The sequence below is a fragment of the Actinomadura sp. NPDC000929 genome (genome assembly GCF_040492065.1).
Lineage (GTDB): Bacteria > Actinomycetota > Actinomycetes > Streptosporangiales > Streptosporangiaceae > Spirillospora > Spirillospora verrucosospora.
In genome coordinates this window covers 20,568-40,444 of sequence record NZ_JBEUPA010000049.1, presented here as the reverse complement: position 1 = coordinate 40,444, position 19,877 = coordinate 20,568, and the positions used below count along the sequence as shown (strand labels likewise).

Genomic DNA, 19,877 nt, shown 5'->3' with positions numbered 1-19,877 from the left:
GGAGTGAACTGACCTATGTCCGTCGAATCCTGCGCGGCGTTCCTGCGGTTCGCCGTCCACGACACCGGGATCAGGCAGCAGATGAAGGCCATGACCGCGGTCGCGGAGATGGTCCGCCTCGGCCGGGCGCACGGCTACCTGTTCGACGCCCGGGACCTCGCGGCGGCGTCGTCCTCGCCGGACTTCTCCGAGGCCGCGCCCGAGGCGGCGTCCGAGAAGACGGCCGGCCCGAAGCCCGGCGCGGCCGGATCGGAGGCGGCGCCCGCCACGGCGGCGCCCATCGCGGAAGCGACCGCGTTCTACCACTACGAGTACGACATGGCCGACCTTCCCGGGTTCGACGCCGTGCTCGACGTGCTGCCCGCGCTGAAGATCAAGCCGTCCACGGTCGACCTCGCGGAGTTCGACGCCGAGTTCAGCGCGGACGACCTGCGCTCCACCTCCCTGGCCCCGAACAGCCCGGAGTACCGGCGGTGGCGCGCCGCGCTGGACACCCGGCGCCGGCGCGACTTCCACCTCGTCAACCTGGACTCCCACACCGACCACGCGGACTACGAGGACTACTACGCGGCCAAGATCCGGCTGGTGGACGCGCTGGAGAAGGTCTTCGGCGGCGAGGTCAGGCTGTCCGGCAACCTGTGGTACCCGCCGTCCAGCTACCGGCTGTGGCACACCAACGAGGACCAGCCGGGCTGGCGCATGTACCTGATCGACTTCGACGAGCCCTTCCCCGACGCCGAGCACACCTCGTTCTTCCGCTACCAGCACCCGGAGACCGCCGAGCTGGTCACCCTGCGGGAACGTCCCCGGCTGGCGCGGTTCTTCAAGGTGGAGCAGGACCCGGAGCGCCTGTTCTGGCACTGCATCGTCAACCCGACGCCCCGGCACCGGTGGAGCTTCGGCTGCCACGTCCCCGACACCTGGCTCGACGCCATCGCGGGCCGGTCGTGACGGCGCGTCCCGCCACCGCCGCGCCCGGCGCGGCCGCACCCGCCGCGGCGACGCCCGCGATCCGGGCGGTCGGGCTGCGCAAGCGGTACCCCGGCGTCGAGGCGGTGGCCGGGCTCGACCTGACGATCCCTCCCGGCGAGAGCTTCGGCTTCCTCGGACCCAACGGGGCGGGCAAGACCACCACGATCGCGATGCTGTGCACGCTGGCGGTGCCCACGTCCGGCCGGATCGAGATCGCCGGCCACGACACGCGGACGGACGCCGCCGCGGCGCGCCGCCGGATCGGGCTGATCTTCCAGGAGTCGACCCTGGACGTCCAGCTGACCGCGGCCGAGAACCTGCGGTTCCACGCCGACCTGTACAACGTCCCGCCCGGGCAGGTGGCGGCGCGCATCGAGGAAACGCTCGCCCTGGTCGGGCTGACCGACTGCCGCGACCGCGCCGTGCACACCTTCTCCGGCGGCATGCGCCGCCGCCTGGAGATCGCCCGCGCGCTGCTGCACCGCCCGCAGATCCTCTTCCTGGACGAGCCGACGATCGGGCTGGACCCGAACGCCCGCGCCCAGGTCTGGCGCCACCTGCGGCACGTGTGCGAGACCGAGTCCGTCACCCTCTTCCTGACGACCCACCACCTCGAAGAGGCCGAGCAGTGCGACCGCATCGCGATCATCGACGCGGGCCGGATCGTCGCGCAGGGCAGCCCCGCCGAGCTGAAGTCGGTGCTGGGCGCCGACCGGGTGCAGCTGCGCACCGGCGACGACGCGGCCGCGGCGGCGCTGATCGCCGAGCGCCTCGGCCTGGACGTGACCCGCGACCGCCACGGGCTGCGCCTCCAGGTCCCCGACGGCGCCCGGGTGCTGCCGCGGCTGCTCACCGAGCTCGACGTCCCCGTGTACGAGGCGCGGGTCACCCCGCCCAGCCTGGACGACGTCTTCCTGCACCACACCGGGCACCGGATCCGCGACGAGGCCCCGCCGGAGCCGTCCGCCCGCCCGATGCGGGTCCCGTCGGCGGCCGAGCCGGGCAGGGGCGGGCTCCGCGCCGAGCTGCGCGCCCTGGGGATGGTGTGGCGGCGCGAGATGCTGCACTTCCGGCGCGACCGCGTCGGAGCCGCCCTCTCCCTGGTCCAGCCGCTGATCTTCCTGTTCGTCCTCGGCACCGGCCTGTCGAACCTGATGCCCGGCCCGAGCGGCGACGCCTACCAGCTCTTCCTCTTCTCGGGCGCGCTGGTGACGGCCGCGCAGGGGCCCGCGCTCGCCACCGGCACCTCGATCATGTGGGACCGGCAGGGCGGCTTCCTGCGCGAGATGCTCGCGGGCCCGGTCAGCCGCGCGTCGCTCCTGGTCGGCAAGTGCCTGGGAGGGACCACGGTGGCCACCTGCCAGGCCGCCATCCTCCTGGCCGCCGCCGCCCCGGTCGGCGTCCCGCTCGACGGCGTCCTGATCGCCCTCCTGCTGGGCGAACTGGTCCTGGTCTCGCTGGCCATGACCGTCCTGAGCGTCCTGCTGTCCACCATCCTCCGCCGACCGCAGACCTTCGGGACCGTCCTGACCGTGATCATGGCCCCGATGGTGTTCCTGTCCGGCGCGTTCTTCCCGCTGAGCGCGATGCCCGTCTGGATGAAGGGCCTGGCGCTCGCGAACCCGCTCACCTACGCCGTCGACGTGATGCGCCGCACCATCACCGCCTACCTGCCGGACGCCCCGCACCACCTGTTCCGCCCCCTGGCCCTGGGCTCCTGGCATCCGCCGCTCGTCCTCGAATGCGCCCTGATGGCCGCCCTGACGACCGCGGCCCTCCTCCACGCCGCCCACCGCTTCACCCGCCTCCCCTGACCTCCCTTTCCGGCGGGCGAGCCGCGGTGCGCGCTTCGCCCGACGGCTTTCCACCGGGGCCGGGCGTAGGGACCCGGTGGAAAGCCAGGTGGTGTCGTTCTAGGGAATGTCGTGCCGGCCTTGCTTGATCTGCTCGGCCAGAAGCCGCCACCGGGCAGAGGTGATGGCGATGTGCGGGCCGGACGGGTCCTTGCTGTCGCGGATCCCGACCGTGTGGCCGATCGAGTCCAGACGCGCGGTCTCGACGCAGTCGGTGCCGCCCAACGAGCGGCTGCTCTTACGCCAGACCGGCGGTGGAGCGAAGTGTCCGACGGTGGTCATTGGTTCGCGGAGTCGCGGGATTAGGGTGGGCATGAAGAGAACCTGCCTTTCTGGCATGCGGTGGGTTTCTCGATGAAAAGGAGCCGTCGCCTCGGTGCGACGAGGCGGCGATCCGGGCGGGGCCTTCTCGCTGCGCTTGTGGGCGCGAGAAGGCTCCCGTCTATCTCGGGACTGGCGAACGGCCGGTCACGCCTCGTCCGCGGAGGAGGCGCCGCCCGGCCGGATCGCCAGCCGGGCGTGGGCCTTGAGCCATTGGTCGATCTCGGCGTCGGTGCCTCCGGCCCCGGCGATGTAGGCGCGGACCAGGTCGTGACGCGGCAGCTTCCCGTTCTTGCCGATGGTGCAGAAGCTGGCGAACGCGTAGGGCCGCGGCACCGCCGGATGCCGGGCGCAGACCTTGGCCATCTCGCGGTAGGGCCGCTCGCCCTTGAGCAGGCGGAACTTCCGCATCAACGCCACGAACCCGCCGGGGTCACCGGCCGTCCACGGGTCGACCTCTATCTCTGCGTGATCGGCCTTCGCGGTTCCCGCCGAAGAGACGGGGGCCTGCGCCGCCGGGGTCGCCGCCTCGGTCGCGTCCTGGCATTCGACGTCCGCGCCGCCTGCGGTCGTGCCTCCGGCGGCGGCGATGCACCCCGGCACGTCCGGACCGCATCGCACCGACGACCCGGCACTCGCGCCTGCGGAGCCCGTGCTCCCGGTACCTGTGCTCTCTGCGTCGGGCGCCGTGTCCTGCGCTGGATCGGACGTGGGGACGGATGTCCCGGCGGGGGCCGGTCCGCTCGGCACCGCTTCGGCCGGGGTGTCCGGCCGGGGGTTCTCCTCCGGCCAGGCCCACGGTGGCGGGCCGACCGGTTCGGTGCGGGAGGAACGGGGCCGGCGAGGAGGCTGGACGGGGGCCCAGTCGTCCAGCGGATCGACCAGGGGCGCGGCCTTGGCCGGCGGGATCGTGTGCGGATCGGCGGTCTGGACCTGGTTGAACAACTCCTGGGCGACCGCGATGTCGGCCTGGAAGGCACCGCACGCCGTCAGGACGGCCTCCAGCGCCGACCACGTGATGCCGGTGAGGTCACCGGCGACGATCTGGCGGAGCTTGGCGGAGGTGACGCCTCGCGCCGCCGCCTTGCCGGCGACCGTCTGCCTGCTGCCCCGCCCCTCGAAGAGGGGAGCGTGGTAGACGCAGCAGATCAGAGCGTGCAGCCGGGTGTGGGCGTCCGCGCCGGGATGGGTCTCCGCCAGGAACGCCTCGACATCGCGAGGGCTCTTGCCCGGCGCCCGTAGCAAGCGGCTCATGAGCAGGTCGGGTGTGAACCGGCGCGTCCGTCATCGACCTCCCGCCGGCCTTGCCCCTGCCGGATTCCGCGGGGCCCGTGCCGAACTCGCGAGCGTTGGCTGGATGAGCTCCATTACACATCCTTGTCTTCGTCGGTGGCCGAGCGTGATTTCCGAAGAGCGGGCCGGTGGCGCCGACATCCGGTTCACCACGGGCATTGATCCGCCTCGGTATCGGGAGCATAGACCGCGCGACCGACAAGCAGCACATCTCACCCGCATCTCAACTCGGACGAAGTGGTGCATGTCGGAACGCCTACACCAAACTAAACATCACACCCGAATGACCTGCGAAAACAAACAAGTTCGCACGCGTTCAGATTTGTTCAATCGTGTCAGGTGACGCATACCGGGTGACGAATCTGAAGTACGTCGAGATAGCAGATTTGTGCATCACAAATTGCGAATGCCAATGCATGGGCATACGGACGATCCGGGGCGGGCCGGAGGGGGAAGCCCTCCGACCGGCACACCTCCGAAACAGGGCGCATCTCGCGCATGCGTCCGGTCTGCGTCACGTCGCGGCGAGAGCGCCTGCGATCACGTCCCCGCGGCTCGGGGGGTCGTCCGTCCCTAGGCCGGCGGGCGCGGCGTCCCGCCCTCGGGCCGACCCTCCCGCAACCGGGCGTTGATGCGCTGAGCCTCGGCGAGCTGGTCTTCGAGGATGATGATGCGGCAGGCCGCCTCCAGGGGGGTGCCCTGGTCGATCAGGTCGCGGGCGCGCTGCGCCAGGCGCAGCTGGTAGCGGGAGTAGCGGCGGTGCCCGCCGGACGAGCGCTGCGGGACGATCAACCGGGCGGTGTCGAGGCTGCGGAGGAACGCCGGGGTCACGCCCAGCATCTCGGCGGCGCGGCCCATGCTGTAGGCGGGGTAGTCCTCGTCGTCGAACTTGTCCTCAAGCGCCGCTGAGTCGTCGGGCCGGTCGGGGCCGCCGGGCTGGTCGCCGGTCTGAGTCATGTGGAGTGCTTTCACAAAACCTTCCGTACTGCTGGGAAACCGGAAGGCGGCGACGGCAAGGGGCCCCGACGCCAGACTGCGGCGCCGGGGCCCAGAGGTACAACACCATCTACCGGCCTTGCTGAGCCGGTCTTCCGCGTCGGCCGCACAAGAGGCGGGGACGCGGGGATCGCGTATGCGTGACCGTAGACCACCGTCCAATCCGGGGAACTGCGGTACCCGCGCGGCGTGACTGGAGCCTGCTGCGGGCGATCCCGATGGCGCCGATCCCTCCTTTCCTCGACATCACTACCTGTACTGCGTGTTCGGGTACTTCGTTGTGTTGCGGTACTTCCTTGTGTTGCGGTACTGCGTTCTTGCTGTTCACCACTACAGCCGACGGCTCGTCCGCCACCGGTCCGACCGGCTGCCGAGGCCCCTTCCACTGCGCTGGCCCCGGCACGCCCGGCCGGTGTCATCCATCCGTACCGGCAGTTCGTCCTCTGCCGCTTCTCATGGACCCGTCTCTCTTCGATGGAAGGAACACTACCCGGACCCGGCTCGAAAATCTACATCGGCTGCTACAGAGTTTCGTAGATCACATTCCTGGTTTCTCTCCACCGGCCGATGGCCTCCGGACGGGTCCGCGCCGGGGCTACAGGCTCTCGCTCGTCCAGCGCCACGCGCCGTTCTCGTGCCGCGCGCGGACCAGTTGCGTACCGCTGGCGTCCGCGAGTTCGGCGATCAGCCGGATCAACTGGCGGTGGAAGTCCGCGGGCGGGCGGGTGCCGCCCGGCGAGCCTTCCAGGAGCGTCACGCTGACCTTCGCCTCGTCGCGGAGCTGCGCGGTCAGCCGGCCCGTCCTGTCCATACGCATGATCACGATCGCGTCGGCACGGATCAGGTCGTCACCTTCGGCGGCGGAGATCCACACTTCGCTCATGTGCGTCCCCTGCCCGGATCGAGGGCCTCGTACGCCCTGTGTCCCGTGCCCGCACGCCCTGTCTCCCCTGCCGCGCGTTCCGCGCGCTCGTCCAGGCGCGCGGGTGCGGCTCACCGGCGTCGGCGCTGGTCAGCGCGGCGCCGTTCGCTTGTGCCGCCGCAAGGACCGTCCGGCGAGGCGGCCGGGCGGCGGACTCCGGCGGGCTCGGGCCGGAAGGCGTAGACTCTGGTTGAGCCAGAGGTTCCCGATGCGGGCGGCCAAGCCGGCGTCCCCCTGGTTCCGACGATCGGTCTCCCCGAGGCCAGACAGGCCGGCGCGCATGACGCCGCTCCACCGTCCCTCTCGAACACGGACGCCCGTTTCCGGCGCCGGATCCGCCGCCCGGCCGGGCCGCGGAGCGGCGACCGCGGGTCTCTGAGCGGTCCCGGCCACACGCACACTCCTGATCGGAGCCCCAGATGGATACCGCAGGCACCGCCTTCCCTGAGGCCGGGCTGCGCCGCGAGACGCTCGCGGAACACACCGTCATCACCATCACCGGCGACCTCGACGTCTCCTCCGCGCCGTCCCTGCGCGAGCCCCTGGAGATCGCACTGCGCGACGCGGGACCCCACGTGGTCATCGACCTGTCCGAGGTGACGTTCTGCGACGCCGCCGGGCTGGCTCTGCTCACCGGCGCCCGCCGCCTCACGGAACCGGGGGGCGTCGCGCTCGTCCTCGCCGCGCCCCGCCCGCACATGGCCAGGCTCCTGCGGGTCAGCGGCCTGGCCCGGGTCTTCGCCGTCCGCCCCACCGTCGACGCCGCGCGCCTTCGATCGGCCGCGGCCTGAACGCGCGGCCAGGCCCGGGCGTAGCGGGCGGACGGGAGGACGACATGACGGGCGACCCGGGATCGATCGGGTGGGGCGCCGCCGGCACCGCACCCAGCGAGACGGACCGCCGGCGCCTGGCGGCCACGTTCGAGCTGATGAGCGCGGTGGTCCTGGACGGAACCGGCGTGCCGGGCATGCTGGCCCTCGTGGCGGCGCAGGCCCGGGAACTGGCGCGCGTGCCGCTGGCGTTCGTCGCCCTTCCGGGCGAGGACGGCAACACGCTGCGGGTCGAGGTCGCGGACGGACCCGGCGGCGAACGGATCCGCGGGTTGACGGTGCGGCGGGGCCGGTCGATGCTCGGCCGGGCGTTCACGTCCCGCCGGGCCGTGTCCGCGCGGATCGCCGCCGATCAGACGCTCACCGGCCTTCCGGCCGGCCCCATCCTGATCCTGCCGCTGGAGACGGGGGAGGCCACGCGGGGAGTGCTCGCCGTCCTCGGACGGGTCGGCGCGGAGCCCTTCAGCCCGGCGACCGCGCGCCAGATGCTCCTGTTCTCCGACATGGCCGCCCGGCTGATCGAGGTGGCGGGGGCGCGCCTCCCGGGCGCCCCGCCGGGAGTCACCGAGCCGCCCCTGCAACCGCGGTCGTCCGGCTGAGTCCGACGCGGCGGCGGCGCCTTCGCCGCCTGGGGAACGGCCTCCGCAGGCCTGTCCGGGCCCGGCCGACGGCGCCCGTCCCGTGGTTTCGGGCCCTGGCGCGCCGGGGGCTCCGGCGGTCTTCCTAGAGCCGGAAAAGCTTCGTGAACGGGGAGAGGATCTTTACTTTCCGCGTCCCGAAGTCGACCAGAACGGCGTTGCCCGGCTCGACCTCCAGGACGCGCCCGAGCCCGTACTTGTCGTGCGTGACCTGGTCGTCGAGGGTGAACTCCTTGGCCGGCGGGGCGGCGGGCGGAGGCGCGAAGGGGCTGGTGGGCAGGTGTCGCCGTCTGGCGGGACCGGTGGGTTTCATTACCTCATTATGCGCGTACCGGGCGGTTCCCTGAAGCCTTCTCGCAGACCAGGCTGGTAAATTATCGCGCCGGACACCGCCTCGATCGGCCGCCCGAAATCGTGTGGTACAGTAGATGGCAGTTGCGGTTCCCATAGACATGTGCGTGCGCCTGTTGGAAGTGACCTCAGGCGCACTTTTGTTTTTTCTGGATCTTCCGGATGGGCCATCGCGGCGTCCTCGCCCGCACACGGTGTGCGGACGGGGCACACCCTGAAGGAGACGACCATGGCCACCGGCACCGTCAAGTGGTTCAACGCGGAAAAGGGCTTCGGCTTCATCGAGCAGGACGGCGGCGGCGCCGACGTCTTCGCCCACTACTCCAACATCGCGGCCCAGGGCTTCCGTGAGCTCCAGGAGGGCCAGAAGGTGTCCTTCGACATCACGCAGGGCCAGAAGGGCCTGCAGGCGGAGAACATCGTCCCCGCCTGATAGCGGTATCGGCGGTGCGCGGCCCCGAGGGTCGCGCACCGCTCTGCGTCGGGCCCCTGGTCCGCGCCCTCTCTCTCCCGGCCCGCGGCGGAACCCCCCGCTGGGCCGCTCCCGGTTCGTTCTTGAGAATCCTCCCCCCGGGCTCGCGTCGAGTCCGGGGTCTTGCATGACGGAGCACTTCCCTGACACGCACCGCTCCCAAGGAAGGCTTCACCATGCCCCGCACCCCTCGATCGAGCGCCCGAGGCTCCCGGTCTCGTCCCGCCCGCCGTCCGGCGGACGGGCAGCGAAGGCCCGCATCCGAGCCCGCCTCCGCCCCCGCCGCCAAGTCCACGCCCCCGGCCCCCGCCGTGGCGTCGTTCGCCGAGCTGGCGCTGCCCGCCCCGATCCAGGAGACGCTGGTCCGCCAGGGCGTGACCGCGCCGTTCCCCATCCAGGCCGCGGCCCTCCCGAACGCCCTCGCCGGACGCGACGTCCTCGGCCGGGGACGCACCGGCTCGGGCAAGACGCTCACGTTCGGCCTCGCGCTGCTGGCCCGCACCGCCGGCCTCCGCGCCCAGCCCCGCCGTCCCCTCGCCCTGGTCCTGGTCCCCACCCGGGAGCTCGCCCAGCAGGTCACCGCCGCGCTCGAACCGTACGCGGACGCCGTGGACCTGCGGACGACCACCGTGGTCGGCGGCCTGCCGATCGCGCGGCAGGCGAACGCGCTCGCGCGGGGCGCCGACGTCCTGATCGCCACGCCCGGGCGCCTCGCCGACCTGATCGAGCGCGGCGACTGCCGGCTCGACGCCGTGCGGACCACCGTGCTGGACGAGGCCGACCAGATGACCGACCTCGGCTTCCTGCCGCAGGTCACCCGGCTCATGGAGCAGACCCCGCAGGACGGGCAGCGGATGCTGTTCTCCGCCACGCTCGACGGCGGCGTCGACCGGCTCGTCCGCCGGTTCCTCAGCGACCCGGTCACCCACTCGGTCGACCCTCCGGCCGGAGCGGTCACCGCCATGGAGCACCACCTGCTGCACGTCGCCGACGAGGACAAGCACGAGACGACCGTGCACATCGCGGCCCGCGAGAGCCGCGTCATCATGTTCGTCGGCAAGAAGCACCAGGCGGACCGCCTCGTCCGCAAGCTGACCGCCCGCGGGATCAGCGCCGCGGCGATGCACGGCGGGAAGACGCAGTCGCAGCGCAACCGCGCGCTGAACGGCTTCCACAGCAAGGACGTCACCGTGCTGGTCGCCACCAACGTCGCCGCCCGCGGCATCCACATCGACGAGCTCGATCTCGTCGTCAACGTCGATCCGCCCGCCGACCACAAGGACTACCTCCACCGCGGCGGCCGCACCGCCCGCGCCGGGAACGCGGGGACCGTGGTCACCCTCGTCCTGCCCGAGCAGCGCCGCGAGATGGACGCCATGATGGCCAAGGCGGGCATCACCCCCCGCGTCTCCCGCGTCCGCCCCGGCGACGCCGACCTGGCCCGCATCACCGGCGCCCGCCCGCCGGCCCGCGCCGCCGCCGCTCCGAACGCCGCCCCGCCCCGCAAGCCGCGTCCCGCCGCCGGCTCCCAGCGCGGGAACTCCCACACGGCCGCCCCCTCTCGCAGGCCGCGACGGCGCACGTCCTCGCTCAACAGCTGACCCGGGGCGCTCAGGCCTCGCCAGCCGTCGTCCGCCGCCGCCGCAGCCGGCGGACGGACGGCGCGATGAGGGACGGCCCGCCCGCCAGGCACCAGAGGGCGATGACCGGGTCGCAGATGGCGCAGCCGAGCGAGGATCCGTGCGCGAACGGGACGATCGGGTTGCCCTTCACGTGGTGCACCACGTCCCAGGCCGTGTGGAGCAGCCATCCGACGCCGATGAACGTCCACGATTCGAGCCCGCGGTAGGCGCAGTAGGTCACGGCGGCGGTGAAGAGGAACTCCCAGCCGCCGAGACCGCCGCCGCTGAGGTAGGCGGCGCCCGCTCCGGCGACCATGACCGCGTTGAACCGGCGCCGGTGCGGCTCCCTGATCAACGACATCCCGGCGGCGTAGGCGGCGCCGATCAGGATCGGCGCCAGGACGGTCATCAGCATCGGCTCTCCTCGGTGGGCCCGGTCATGCGGGACCGAAGCTAACCGTCCGCGATCACAACGCCCAGTGGCGGAAATGCCACCTCCCAACGGAATACCGCCAAGCGACCCAGAACCCCACTGACAGAGCCGAACGGCCGGAGACACCCGTGGCGGCGGCGCTGTGGTCGGCTACGTTCTCGCCATGCACACCGTCGCCGTCCTCGCGTTCCCCGGCGTGATCCCGTTCGACCTGTCGACCCCGATCGAGGTCTTCACCCGGACCCGCCTGCCGGACGGCCGCCCCGCCTACCGGGTCCGCGTCTGCGCCGAGACGCCCGAGGTCGACGCCGGGGCGTTCACGCTCCGCGCGCCCTGGGGACTGGACGGGCTCCGGGACGCCGACACCGTCATCGTCCCCGGCGCCGCGGACCCGACGGCGCCCCTGCCGCCCGCCGTGCACGACGCGCTGACGGCGGCCGCCGCCCGCGGCACCCGGATCGCCTCCATCTGCACCGGCGCGTTCCCCCTCGCCGCGACCGGGCTGCTCGACGGCCTGCGGGCGACGACGCACTGGTCAGCCGCCGCCCTGCTGGCCTCCGCCCATCCCGGGATCGAGGTGGATCCGGACGTCCTCTACGTCGACAACGGGCGGATCCTCACCTCGGCCGGGGCCGCCGCCGGGCTCGACCTGTGCCTGCACATGATCCGCCGGGACCACGGCTCGGCGGTCGCCGCCGACGCGGCCCGGCTGTCGGTCATGCCGCTCGAACGGGAGGGCGGGCAGGCCCAGTTCATCGCGCAGCCGTGCCCGGCCACGCCCCGCGGCTCCGTCCTCGAACCCCTGCTCGCCTGGCTCCAGGACGACCTGTCCCGTCCCCTCACCGTCGCCGACATGGCCGCGCGCGCCGGCATGAGCGCCCGCTCCCTCACGCGCCACTTCCGCGAGCAGACCGGCACCACGCCTCTCCAGTGGCTCCACCGGGCCCGCGTCCACCAGGCGCAGCACCTGCTGGAGACCACCGAGCACACCGTCGAACGGATCGCCGCCCAGGTCGGCTTCGGCTCGCCGACCGCCTTCCGCGACCGCTTCAAGCGCACCACCGGCGTCAGCCCCCACGCCTACCGCCGAGCCTTCCGCGCCCGCGGCGGCGGAGCGCGTCAGCCCTCGACGCCCAGGTATCCGCCGGTGTAGTCGATCATCTTCCGGACATGCGCGGCGATGCGGTGGGGACATCCCTCGCGGTCGTCCACCTCCGCGGCGTCCGGCGCCACCGCCCGGGCAAGAGGCGGCACGTCGCGGAGACTGATCCCACGGTGCCCCTCCGGGTGCGGGCACGGCCGGTCGAGGACCGAGAGATCGAACGTCTGGAGGCCGTCGCGGTAGAGCGCGACCACGCCGGGGGCTGCGACGCCCCAGGCGCAGTGCTGTGCCAGGTGGCTCACGGCCAGTGCCAGCGACGCCCGCTCCCCGGGACGCGCGTCGCCGAGCAGCCGGCGTGCCGCCCACAGCGCCGCGGCCTCGGCCGTGGGATCGGCCCTGCTGCCCTTCTGCCGCTCGATGTCGGTCATCAGCGCGTCGATGTCGAGCCGGCCGTCCCCCGTCAGGAAGCGCTCGTCCAGGTGCCCCGTGTCCGGGGCGTCGAAGCGCTCCGCCCGCGCGTCCTTGAAGACCTGTTCCGCCTCGGCGGCCAGCCCCGCGAGGTAACCGGGACACGCGTACGCCTCGATGTCCTCGTCGTCCGGGTGGCTTGCGAGCCACCCCTCCGGATCCCCGATGCGCGCCACGACGTCGCCCGCCGCCTCGGGATCGTCGGCGACCAGCGGGTGCTCGTGCTCGCCGGGCGCCGCGCAGCCCGCGGCCTCCAGCACCGCCCCGGCACGTCCGGCCGCCTCGATCAGGTCGTCGACGAGCGCGGGGTCGGTGACCTTCCACCTGGCGTACCAGCGGCTCGCCCAGAGCGCCGCGGTCATCGCCCGCCCGTGCCGCGAGCCGGGGTCGGACCTCACCTCCGCGGCGATCGAACCGAGCAGCGCGAAAGGATCGCAGTAGGGGTAGCCATGAGCCATGTTGGCGAGCTCGCGGGCCAGGTCCGCGTAGTCGACCGCACCGTCGTCAGAGATCATCGATCAAGCAAACCAGCCCGGCCAGGCGCGAACGACCCGCCCTCAGGAACAACGCCAGACGGTGCCCACCTGAGTACCGGCCCAGACGGCCCTGGTGTGCGGCACCCGCGTCATCGAGTACGCGGTCACCGCGATAGGCGGGGTGGCACTGGTCCAGGAAGCACCGTCGAAGTGCAGCAGACGCGCGGGATCGAACGGGCTGGACACCCAGACGCCGCCCCGTCCATCGGAGGCGATCGAGCCGAGGAACCCCACCACGGACTTCGGCCGCACCTCGCCGAGCGGATCGGACGGATTCGGAAGCCGATGCACGGTGAACGCGGAGCCGTCCCAGTGGTGCAGCGTCGGCGGCGGGAACAACGGGCTCTGCTCAAGGGCGTAGAACCAGACGTCGTCCGGAGCGACGTACTCGATCTGCAGGATCCAGTGGGCCCATTCCGATCCCCACGGTGTGCGCGTCCAGTCCGTGCCGTCGAAGTGCCACAGCGGGGTCGGGCCGATCTGCGACTCGCCGAATCCCCCGGCCCAGACGTCCGAGGCGCTTCCGGCGGCGATGGCGTTGAGGCCCGAGGGTTGCGGAAGGGTGAGCCCCCTCGTCCACTGGCCGTGCCGCCGCACCGACACCGTCGTGGCGTCCCCGTGGATCCCGGTCGCCCACAGTCCGCCCGTCCGGTCGACGTCGATGGCCTGGAGCTGCTCGCCGACGGGACCTGCCACCGTCGTCCAGCGGCGCCCGTTCCAGTGCAGCAGGTCGGTGCGCTCCTTGGCATTCTGACCTGCGGCAAGGGCCCACACGTCCGCGGCGTGGTGCGCGCGGACATCGTTGACGACAGCCAACCCCTCAGGCATCGCGACGCGCGTCCAGCCGCGCGGGTTCCGATGCAGCATGACGGCCCGCGAGTCCGGCTGGTACACGTTCTCGGCGCCCCCGGCGAAGACGTGCCACGGGTCCGGCGCGGCGATCCCGAGCAGATGGCTCCGCCCAGCCAGCGGCGGCGCGGGCACATCCACCCACTCCCCCGCCGCCGGCGCCACGGCCCGCGCGACCCCACCCAGCGGCCCGGCAAAGGCGGCCCCGACCAGCGCAGCACCCCCCACCCCGAACACCCGACGCGACATCAGCGGATTAAGCGCGCTTCGATCCACAACGCCTCCTCGAACAACCGACCAACAACGCCAGTATTCGCTGGCAAGATCACCCCCCACCACCCCCTGACCTCAAACGGCCACCCATCCCCCAGCAGCCCCGCTCCACCCCACCGCGCCCCTGACCCTCGCGCGCCCCGCCCACTGAAGCGCGGTCGACACCTCGGCCCCCGCACCCCTGCGGCCACGTCCCCACCTCGAACACAGGCGCCTGTACGCCCTAGCACCGGCCCCGCGGCCGGTGGGGCCGCAGCTATCCGACCAGTAACGCGGAAGTGGCCGAGAAGCCAACGTGAGCGCACTTTTTGTCAGAGCGACAAAAAGCTATTCTCGCTGCGTGACCGATGACCACTGGACGCCGCCCGCCGTCATGCTCGCGGTCGACCTGGTGATCTTGACGCTGCGCGAGTCGCGCCTGAACGTGCTGCTCATCGAGCGCGGTGTCGAGCCTTACGAAGGCGCGTGGGCACTTCCTGGAGGGTTCTTGCAGGACGTCGAGGAGGACCTCACCTCGGCGGCTCGGCGCGAGCTGGCGGAAGAGGCGGCGATGGACGCCGCCACGCTGCATCTGGAGCACCTGGGCGTCTACGGCACTCCCGGGCGCGACCCGCGCGGCCGCGTGGTGTCCGTCGCTTATCTGGCGATCGCGCCAGGACTCCCGGAACCGACCGCGGGCACGGACGCGGCCGGCGCCCGGTGGCAGCCGGTCGAGCAGGTGCTGTCCGGGGAACTGGAGCTCGCCTTCGATCACCGGCGGATCGTCGAGGACGGAGTCGAGAACGCCCGCGCCAAGCTTGAGCATTCCGCCCTCGCCACGGCGTTCTGCGCTCCGACCTTCACGATCACCGACCTCCAGCGGGTCTACGAAGCGGTATGGGGGATCTCCCTCGATCCGCGCAACTTCTACCGGAAGGTTCAAAAGACCGGCGGGTTCATCGTCGCTGCGGGGCCGGAGCGGAAGGTGACGCCCGGAAGACCGGCCCGGCTGTTCAAGGCCGGCCCGCGCAAAGTCCTGTACCCGCCGATGGTCCGGCCCAGCGAACCATCGAGAACGAAGGGACCGGAGGAATGAACGACAGCCCGATCGTCGTCCTCACCGCACTCGACGTCGAGTACGAGGCCGTCCGCCAGAAGCTGGACGCTCCACGAGTTCACCGCCATCCGCAGGGCACTCGCTTCGAGGTGGGCAGGCTCGCAGGTGGAAGGTGCCGGATCGCCTTAGGCCTCGTCGGCAAGGGCAATCAGTCCGCGGCGGTGCTGGCCGAACGCGCCATCGCCGAGTTCTCCCCCGCCGCGCTTCTCTTCGTCGGTGTGGCGGGGGCTCTGCACTCCCATATCGCCCTCGGAGATCTGGTCGTCGCCACCCACGTGTACGCGTTCCACGGTGGTACGAGCGAGGACGACGGCTTCAAGAGCCGGCCCCGCGTGTGGGAGGCGTCCCATGGCGCCGAACAACTCGCACGGCATGTCGCGCGCGACCGTGCCTGGACCGACGACGCCCGCACGTCCAAGGTGCATTTCGGGCCGATCGCGGCGGGTGAGGTCGTTCTCGACTCCACGGTCTCGGCGTACGCCCGCTGGATCAGGCAGCACTACAACGACGCGCTCGCGATCGAGATGGAAGGGGCCGGCGTCGCTCAGGCCGCCCACCTGAACAAATCGCTGCCGGTGGTCGTGGTCCGGGGGGTCAGCGACCGGGCCGACGGCACCAAGGAGACCACCGACCGCGAACAGTGGCAGGCACGGGCGGTGGCGAACGCGGCAGCGTTCACCGTGGCCCTGGCCGAAAACCTCGCAAGCGAGGAACGGGACCGCGCTCGATCCGAGGCGAACGGAACGAAGGGGAGCACGAATATGGCCGGGACGACCCGCAACGTGGCCAAGGACAACGCACGAGTGGGCGTGCAGGCAGGTCAGGTCTACGGCGGTATCCACGTTTCCAGTGAGCGAAGCGCACCGGCCGACCCGGCCGAAGCGATCGTCGGCCTGGCCGCTCGGCTCCAGCAGGCTCGAACGGCGGGCCAACTGGACGAGGACACCTACCAGGCGGCACAAGCGGAGCTCGCCGCCGCCAGCGAGACCCTGCTGACGACCACGCCGCAGAACATGGGCGCGGTGACGCTGGCCCTGAAGAAGGTGCGCGGACTCGTCGCGGACGTCGCGATCCTGGCGGCCGAGGTCGGGACGGTCATCGCCCTGGTCCAGGGCCTGACATGACCGAACCGCACGCCCCTGCGACGAACTATGCGGCGGACCGCGCTCAGATCGGCGTCCAGGCTGCGATCGTGCACGGCGACATCTATTCCTACACGCTTCCTGCGGAGGCCTCGGCCGCGGAACGGTTCGATACCGGTGTCAGACTGCTCGACGGCGGCATGCCAAGCAAGGCGCGGCAACTCATGCACGAAGCCGTTCTCAACGGCTACAGCGGGAGCAAGGCCTGCTTCCACTTACAGCTCGCCTTGGTCAGTGGCCGGACCCGGCACGAGATGCCTCCCGACGACGCCAGAATGCTACGGCAGGCGCGGCTCCTCTGCCCCTTCTCCGGCGGAGATGCCTGGGCCGACGGGGTGAAGACCATCGAGCGCCTGCTGGAGGCGGCACGGCTGCCGGACATGGACATGCGTCCCCTCCTCAAGGACATCGACGGGCTCGCCGAGCCGCAGCGCATGATGATCCTGCGCCACATGGAACTGTTCCTGGAAGGTCCGCTCCAAGACGAGATGTGGAAGCGCTCGCTGGAGAGCGCCGAAGATAACCAGTTGGCGAAGGACCGGACCGCTCGCGTCTGGAAATTCTTCGAGCCGGAACCTCTGGCTCCGCGGGTACCTGATCCATCCCCTCCCCACACTCCCGGGAGCCTCTGGCTACAGGCGGTGTCGGGCACGACAGTCCTGGCCGCAGCGGCGCTTCAAATCGGCTACCTACTGGCCCGAGAGTTCCAGGTGCTCGCGATGCTCGTCTACCTGCTGAGCGTCGGAGGCGGCTTCTTCGCCGCGCGCGGTGGCCTGGAGTGGCGCTTCCGTGTTGAGCGGCTCCGAGCGAAAGACGCGGAGCTCGCACCGCCTCGCGCCCGTACGGGCAGCCCACCTTCTGGCGGGTTCGCCAGCAAAGTCGACCAGCGTTTCGACCACTACTTCGCCACGTACGTTCCGCGCAACGCGAACCGCTCAGCTTGGCTGGACGGTACGGCAGGAATTCGTCGGAAAATCCGGGACGAGATCGTCTATGCCTACCGGGAGCAGCGGGCCGGAGCCGAACGCATCGCCTGGCTTATCCGGTTCCGGGTGGGCGATGTCAGGAAGCGGTGGGAGAACGACACGCTGTGGGACTACCGCCGGGAACTCGCGATACCCCCGTCCATAAGGGCCGTGACACTGATCGGGCTTGCCGCATGCGTCATCGGAGCCTGCCAGGCGATAGTGACGGCGACACAGGTCGCTCCCGTCGCGGCGACGCGGTCGACGGCTTTCGCAATCGCTGCGGGAATCGTGGCCGCCCGCGCCTGGCTGCGCATCGCTCTCGAACGCAGACGGCACGCCGCCGACGAGGCCGAGGTCGCGCAGATGCGTGCCGCATGCAATGCCGCTTTCCGGCGCTGGAAGGACAAGCTAGCCTGCAAGCCCACGGATGTGGAGATGGCCGCATGGCTGGACTGCGACCGAAAAGTCCTGCTGGGCGAAGCGCTACGCCACTATGGACTCTCCGTAAGCGACCTGATCGCCCATGCCTTCATCGAAGCGCCCGGCACGCCGAATCGACGCGCACGCGTGAAGCACGGACCATGGCGTTACACACGCTACCGCCTCACGCTTTTCCTCCTCACAGCTGATGGGATCCGCCAATTCAGGGCCGACCTCGACTTCGAGCAGGGCACCTTCCGCGGCTATGTACGCACCAACTACCGCTACGAGTCGGTCGCGGCAATGCAGGTGCACCAAGCGGAGCGCGATGAGCGCAAGTTCGAGCTCGCGCTCGTCAACGGAGAGCGAATCGCGGTCGACGTGCTGGCCTCCGGAACGGAAGAGCTGCTGGTGGACGAGACCCCCGGCGTGGTCTCGGAGATGACCCTGGACTCCGCAGGTCTCAGTCACACCCTTCATGTCCTGGAGGGCGTCGCAGCCGAAGGCAAGCGATGGATCATCCAGGAGCGCCGGAGGAAGGCCGACCGCGTGGGCCCGCTTCCACGCTGACCTGGGGGCCGCCCTTCCCGACCGGCGCTCCAACATTTCCGAAAACCACAGCCGGGCATCGATGGCTGCGGCACTCCAGGACTCTGACGGACCTGGGTTCGGCGAGGTGGGGTACGGCAGTTCGCCCGTCGTGTGCTGCTCGTGCCGGGGTGGGATGGCACGAGCAGCCGGGGGGTGGGTCAGGCTGCGGCGGTGGCTTCTAGTTCTACTGTCAGGGTGGGGATTGCTAGGCGGGTTACGCCCAGCATTGTGGTGCTCGTGGCTGCGTTGGCGGCGGCCAAGCGGGAGGCCAGGATGCCGTAGTGCTGGAAGAGGAGGTCGACGTCGGTGGTGTAGACGTTGAGGCGGACGAGGTTCGCCAGCGACATGCCGGCCTCGGCGAGTACGGCCTCCAGGTTGTCGATGCTCAGTGCGAGCTGGGCCGCCATGTCGCCGGCATGCTGGGGCTTGCCCTCGCCGCTCATCGCGGTCTGGCCTGAGCAGTACAGGGTTCGGGTGTGTCCGGAGACGACCTCGCCCTGGTTGTAGCCCAGGTCCACCGACCACGTCCACGGGTTGACCGTCGTACGCTCCATTGCCTTTTAGCTCCATTCGATTCGTTGGAAGTGCATCATCGGACGGCTCGATGGCCGCCCTCTGGCGTTGGGAAGAGCCTTCCAACGAATCACGACATCCTGTGTCATGTATTTGAGTAGGTTCTTGGTGTGCGTGCTGACCGGTTGGTCTCGCTGGTGTTGTTGCTGCGTCAGCATGGTCGGCTGTCTGCGACGGCACTGGCCCAGGAGTTGGAGGTGTCGACGCGTACGGTGCTGCGCGACATCGAGGCGTTGTCCGCGGCGGGGGTCCCGGTCTACGCCGAACGCGGTCGGCACGGCGGTTTCGCGTTGCTGCCCGGTTTTCGGACCGAGCTCACCGGGCTGAACCATGAGGAGGCGCTCGCTCTGCTGGTCGCCGGATCGCGGCGCGGGGCGGAGGCGTTCGGCCTCGGCTCGGCGCTCGCATCGGCCATGCTCAAGGTGGTGGACGCGCTGCCCGAGAGCTATCGGGACACCGCGGCCGACGCGGCCCAGCGGCTGCTCATCGAACCCGACGCCGACCTTCTCGCGCGGCGGCTGGTCGCCGAGGAAGTGCCTGAGGCGGTGGTGGCCGAGGTCAGGCGCGCGGTGTTCGCCGGGCACAAGCTGCGCATCCACTACGCGGCGGTGGATCAGAGCCCGAAGTGGCGCACGGTGGACCCGGTCGGCCTCGTCACCGTCCGCGGCCTGGGCTACCTGCTGGCCACGAGGTCCGGCGAGGACCGGACGTACCGGCTGTCGCGGATCGGGGCCGCCGAGGAACTGGACGAACCCGCAGAGCGGAGGGAACGGGTCGATCTGGACCGGGCGTGGCAGGAGCGCAGCACGCGGTTCCGGACGGGCGGCGACCAGGTCGCCGTCCTCGCACGGGTTCACCCGGCGCGGCGCAAGGATCTGGTCGGCACCGCGCTGGCCGTCCTCGCCGAGGAGGACGACGCGGACGGCTGGCTGCGGCTGGAGGTGACCTTCCAGGATTCGAGGCACGCCGTCTGGGCGCTGTGGCAGGTCGCCGACAACGCGGAGGTTCTCGCCCCGCAGTGGTTGCGCACCTCGCTGCGCGACCGCGCCGCCGCCATCGCCGCGCGCTATGACGACTCGTGCTGATGCGCTGGTGCGGCCAATGGGCGGGAGCAGGTATGTTCTCGCGGACGATCTCGCCTTTCGCTTCCAGCCGA

At 71.1% G+C, this 19,877-nt stretch carries 20 protein-coding genes; 11 read left to right on the top strand and 9 right to left on the bottom strand.

The window, feature by feature from the left end; translation table 11 throughout:
• Positions 1-15: 15 nt before the first annotated feature.
• Positions 16-951: a Nif11-like leader peptide family natural product precursor gene (locus tag ABWI04_RS19220; protein WP_353833282.1), complete on the top strand. Its 936-nt coding sequence runs from the start codon at positions 16-18 to the stop codon at positions 949-951.
• Entirely contained in the window at positions 948-2,786 is a 1,839-nt protein-coding gene (locus ABWI04_RS19215) for an ATP-binding cassette domain-containing protein (protein WP_353833281.1), read from the top strand. The genes ABWI04_RS19220 and ABWI04_RS19215 overlap by 4 nt, the downstream gene beginning before the upstream one ends.
• A gap of 99 nt (positions 2,787-2,885) precedes the next feature.
• Here ABWI04_RS19215 and ABWI04_RS19210 read toward each other — a convergent pair whose 3' ends face one another.
• From ABWI04_RS19210 to ABWI04_RS19195, 4 genes are all read right to left on the bottom strand, one after another.
• Positions 2,886-3,107 (bottom strand): DUF397 domain-containing protein, encoded by a 222-nt coding sequence (locus ABWI04_RS19210; RefSeq protein WP_345183399.1) that lies wholly within the window; start codon positions 3,105-3,107, stop codon positions 2,886-2,888.
• 186 nt (positions 3,108-3,293) lie between these two features.
• The gene (locus ABWI04_RS19205) at positions 3,294-4,400 is read right to left on the bottom strand and encodes a hypothetical protein (RefSeq protein ID WP_353833280.1); all 1,107 of its coding nucleotides are present in this window, start codon (positions 4,398-4,400) and stop codon (positions 3,294-3,296) included.
• A gap of 612 nt (positions 4,401-5,012) precedes the next feature.
• The gene (locus tag ABWI04_RS19200) at positions 5,013-5,396 is read right to left on the bottom strand and encodes a MerR family transcriptional regulator (protein ID WP_345183405.1); all 384 of its coding nucleotides are present in this window, start codon (positions 5,394-5,396) and stop codon (positions 5,013-5,015) included.
• Positions 5,397-6,030: 634 nt separating this feature from the next.
• Complete coding sequence (locus ABWI04_RS19195) at positions 6,031-6,318, bottom strand: hypothetical protein (RefSeq protein ID WP_345183408.1); 288 nt, start codon at positions 6,316-6,318, stop codon at positions 6,031-6,033.
• A 458-nt stretch (positions 6,319-6,776) separates the two neighbouring features.
• Between ABWI04_RS19195 and ABWI04_RS19190 the strand changes: the two genes are divergently transcribed.
• Both ABWI04_RS19190 and ABWI04_RS19185 read left to right on the top strand, forming a co-directional pair.
• On the top strand, positions 6,777-7,148 hold the full coding sequence (locus ABWI04_RS19190; protein ID WP_345183411.1) for an STAS domain-containing protein: 372 nt from the start codon (positions 6,777-6,779) through the stop codon (positions 7,146-7,148).
• A 44-nt stretch (positions 7,149-7,192) separates the two neighbouring features.
• The gene (locus ABWI04_RS19185) at positions 7,193-7,786 is read left to right on the top strand and encodes a GAF domain-containing protein (RefSeq protein ID WP_345183413.1); all 594 of its coding nucleotides are present in this window, start codon (positions 7,193-7,195) and stop codon (positions 7,784-7,786) included.
• A 124-nt stretch (positions 7,787-7,910) separates the two neighbouring features.
• On the opposite strand, the gene ABWI04_RS19180 is transcribed toward ABWI04_RS19185, so the two are convergent.
• Positions 7,911-8,138, bottom strand: a complete 228-nt coding sequence (locus ABWI04_RS19180) for a hypothetical protein (protein WP_345183416.1) — start codon at positions 8,136-8,138, stop codon at positions 7,911-7,913.
• A gap of 267 nt (positions 8,139-8,405) precedes the next feature.
• Here ABWI04_RS19180 and ABWI04_RS19175 point away from each other — a divergent pair, with 267 nt between their 5' ends.
• Together ABWI04_RS19175 and ABWI04_RS19170 are read left to right on the top strand one after the other, a co-directional pair.
• Positions 8,406-8,609, top strand: coding sequence for a cold-shock protein (locus tag ABWI04_RS19175; protein WP_024936225.1), 204 nt, complete (start codon positions 8,406-8,408; stop codon positions 8,607-8,609).
• Between the two features lie 215 nt (positions 8,610-8,824).
• Positions 8,825-10,249, top strand: a complete 1,425-nt coding sequence (locus ABWI04_RS19170; protein ID WP_353833276.1) for a DEAD/DEAH box helicase — start codon at positions 8,825-8,827, stop codon at positions 10,247-10,249.
• 10 nt (positions 10,250-10,259) lie between these two features.
• Here the strand turns inward: ABWI04_RS19170 and ABWI04_RS19165 are convergent, their stop codons facing one another.
• Complete coding sequence (locus ABWI04_RS19165; protein WP_353833275.1) at positions 10,260-10,685, bottom strand: DUF6010 family protein; 426 nt, start codon at positions 10,683-10,685, stop codon at positions 10,260-10,262.
• 181 nt (positions 10,686-10,866) lie between these two features.
• Here ABWI04_RS19165 and ABWI04_RS19160 point away from each other — a divergent pair, with 181 nt between their 5' ends.
• Complete coding sequence (locus ABWI04_RS19160; protein ID WP_353833274.1) at positions 10,867-11,856, top strand: GlxA family transcriptional regulator; 990 nt, start codon at positions 10,867-10,869, stop codon at positions 11,854-11,856.
• On the opposite strand, the gene ABWI04_RS19155 is transcribed toward ABWI04_RS19160, so the two are convergent.
• Together ABWI04_RS19155 and ABWI04_RS19150 are read right to left on the bottom strand one after the other, a co-directional pair.
• On the bottom strand, positions 11,823-12,788 hold the full coding sequence (locus tag ABWI04_RS19155) for a hypothetical protein (RefSeq protein ID WP_353833273.1): 966 nt from the start codon (positions 12,786-12,788) through the stop codon (positions 11,823-11,825). The two genes, ABWI04_RS19160 and ABWI04_RS19155, sit on opposite strands and share 34 nt — an antisense overlap.
• 42 nt (positions 12,789-12,830) lie before the next feature.
• Positions 12,831-13,907, bottom strand: a complete 1,077-nt coding sequence (locus ABWI04_RS19150; RefSeq protein WP_353833272.1) for an NHL repeat-containing protein — start codon at positions 13,905-13,907, stop codon at positions 12,831-12,833.
• A 319-nt stretch (positions 13,908-14,226) separates the two neighbouring features.
• Between ABWI04_RS19150 and ABWI04_RS19145 the strand changes: the two genes are divergently transcribed.
• Genes ABWI04_RS19145 through ABWI04_RS19135 form a run of 3 tightly spaced genes read left to right on the top strand, consistent with a single transcriptional unit; the run spans position 14,227 to position 18,127 of the window.
• Entirely contained in the window at positions 14,227-15,006 is a 780-nt protein-coding gene (locus tag ABWI04_RS19145) for an NUDIX hydrolase (protein WP_502913137.1), read from the top strand.
• A complete protein-coding gene (locus tag ABWI04_RS19140) occupies positions 15,003-16,151 on the top strand; it encodes a 5'-methylthioadenosine/S-adenosylhomocysteine nucleosidase (protein ID WP_353833271.1) in 1,149 nt (382 codons plus the stop codon). The genes ABWI04_RS19145 and ABWI04_RS19140 overlap by 4 nt, the downstream gene beginning before the upstream one ends.
• Positions 16,148-18,127, top strand: a complete 1,980-nt coding sequence (locus ABWI04_RS19135) for a hypothetical protein (RefSeq protein WP_353833270.1) — start codon at positions 16,148-16,150, stop codon at positions 18,125-18,127. The genes ABWI04_RS19140 and ABWI04_RS19135 overlap by 4 nt, the downstream gene beginning before the upstream one ends.
• Before the next feature lie 179 nt (positions 18,128-18,306).
• Here ABWI04_RS19135 and ABWI04_RS19130 read toward each other — a convergent pair whose 3' ends face one another.
• Positions 18,307-18,702: a RidA family protein gene (locus ABWI04_RS19130; protein ID WP_353833269.1), complete on the bottom strand. Its 396-nt coding sequence runs from the start codon at positions 18,700-18,702 to the stop codon at positions 18,307-18,309.
• Positions 18,703-18,831: 129 nt separating this feature from the next.
• Between ABWI04_RS19130 and ABWI04_RS19125 the strand changes: the two genes are divergently transcribed.
• Entirely contained in the window at positions 18,832-19,806 is a 975-nt protein-coding gene (locus tag ABWI04_RS19125) for a helix-turn-helix transcriptional regulator (RefSeq protein ID WP_353833268.1), read from the top strand.
• Positions 19,807-19,877 lie beyond the last annotated feature (71 nt).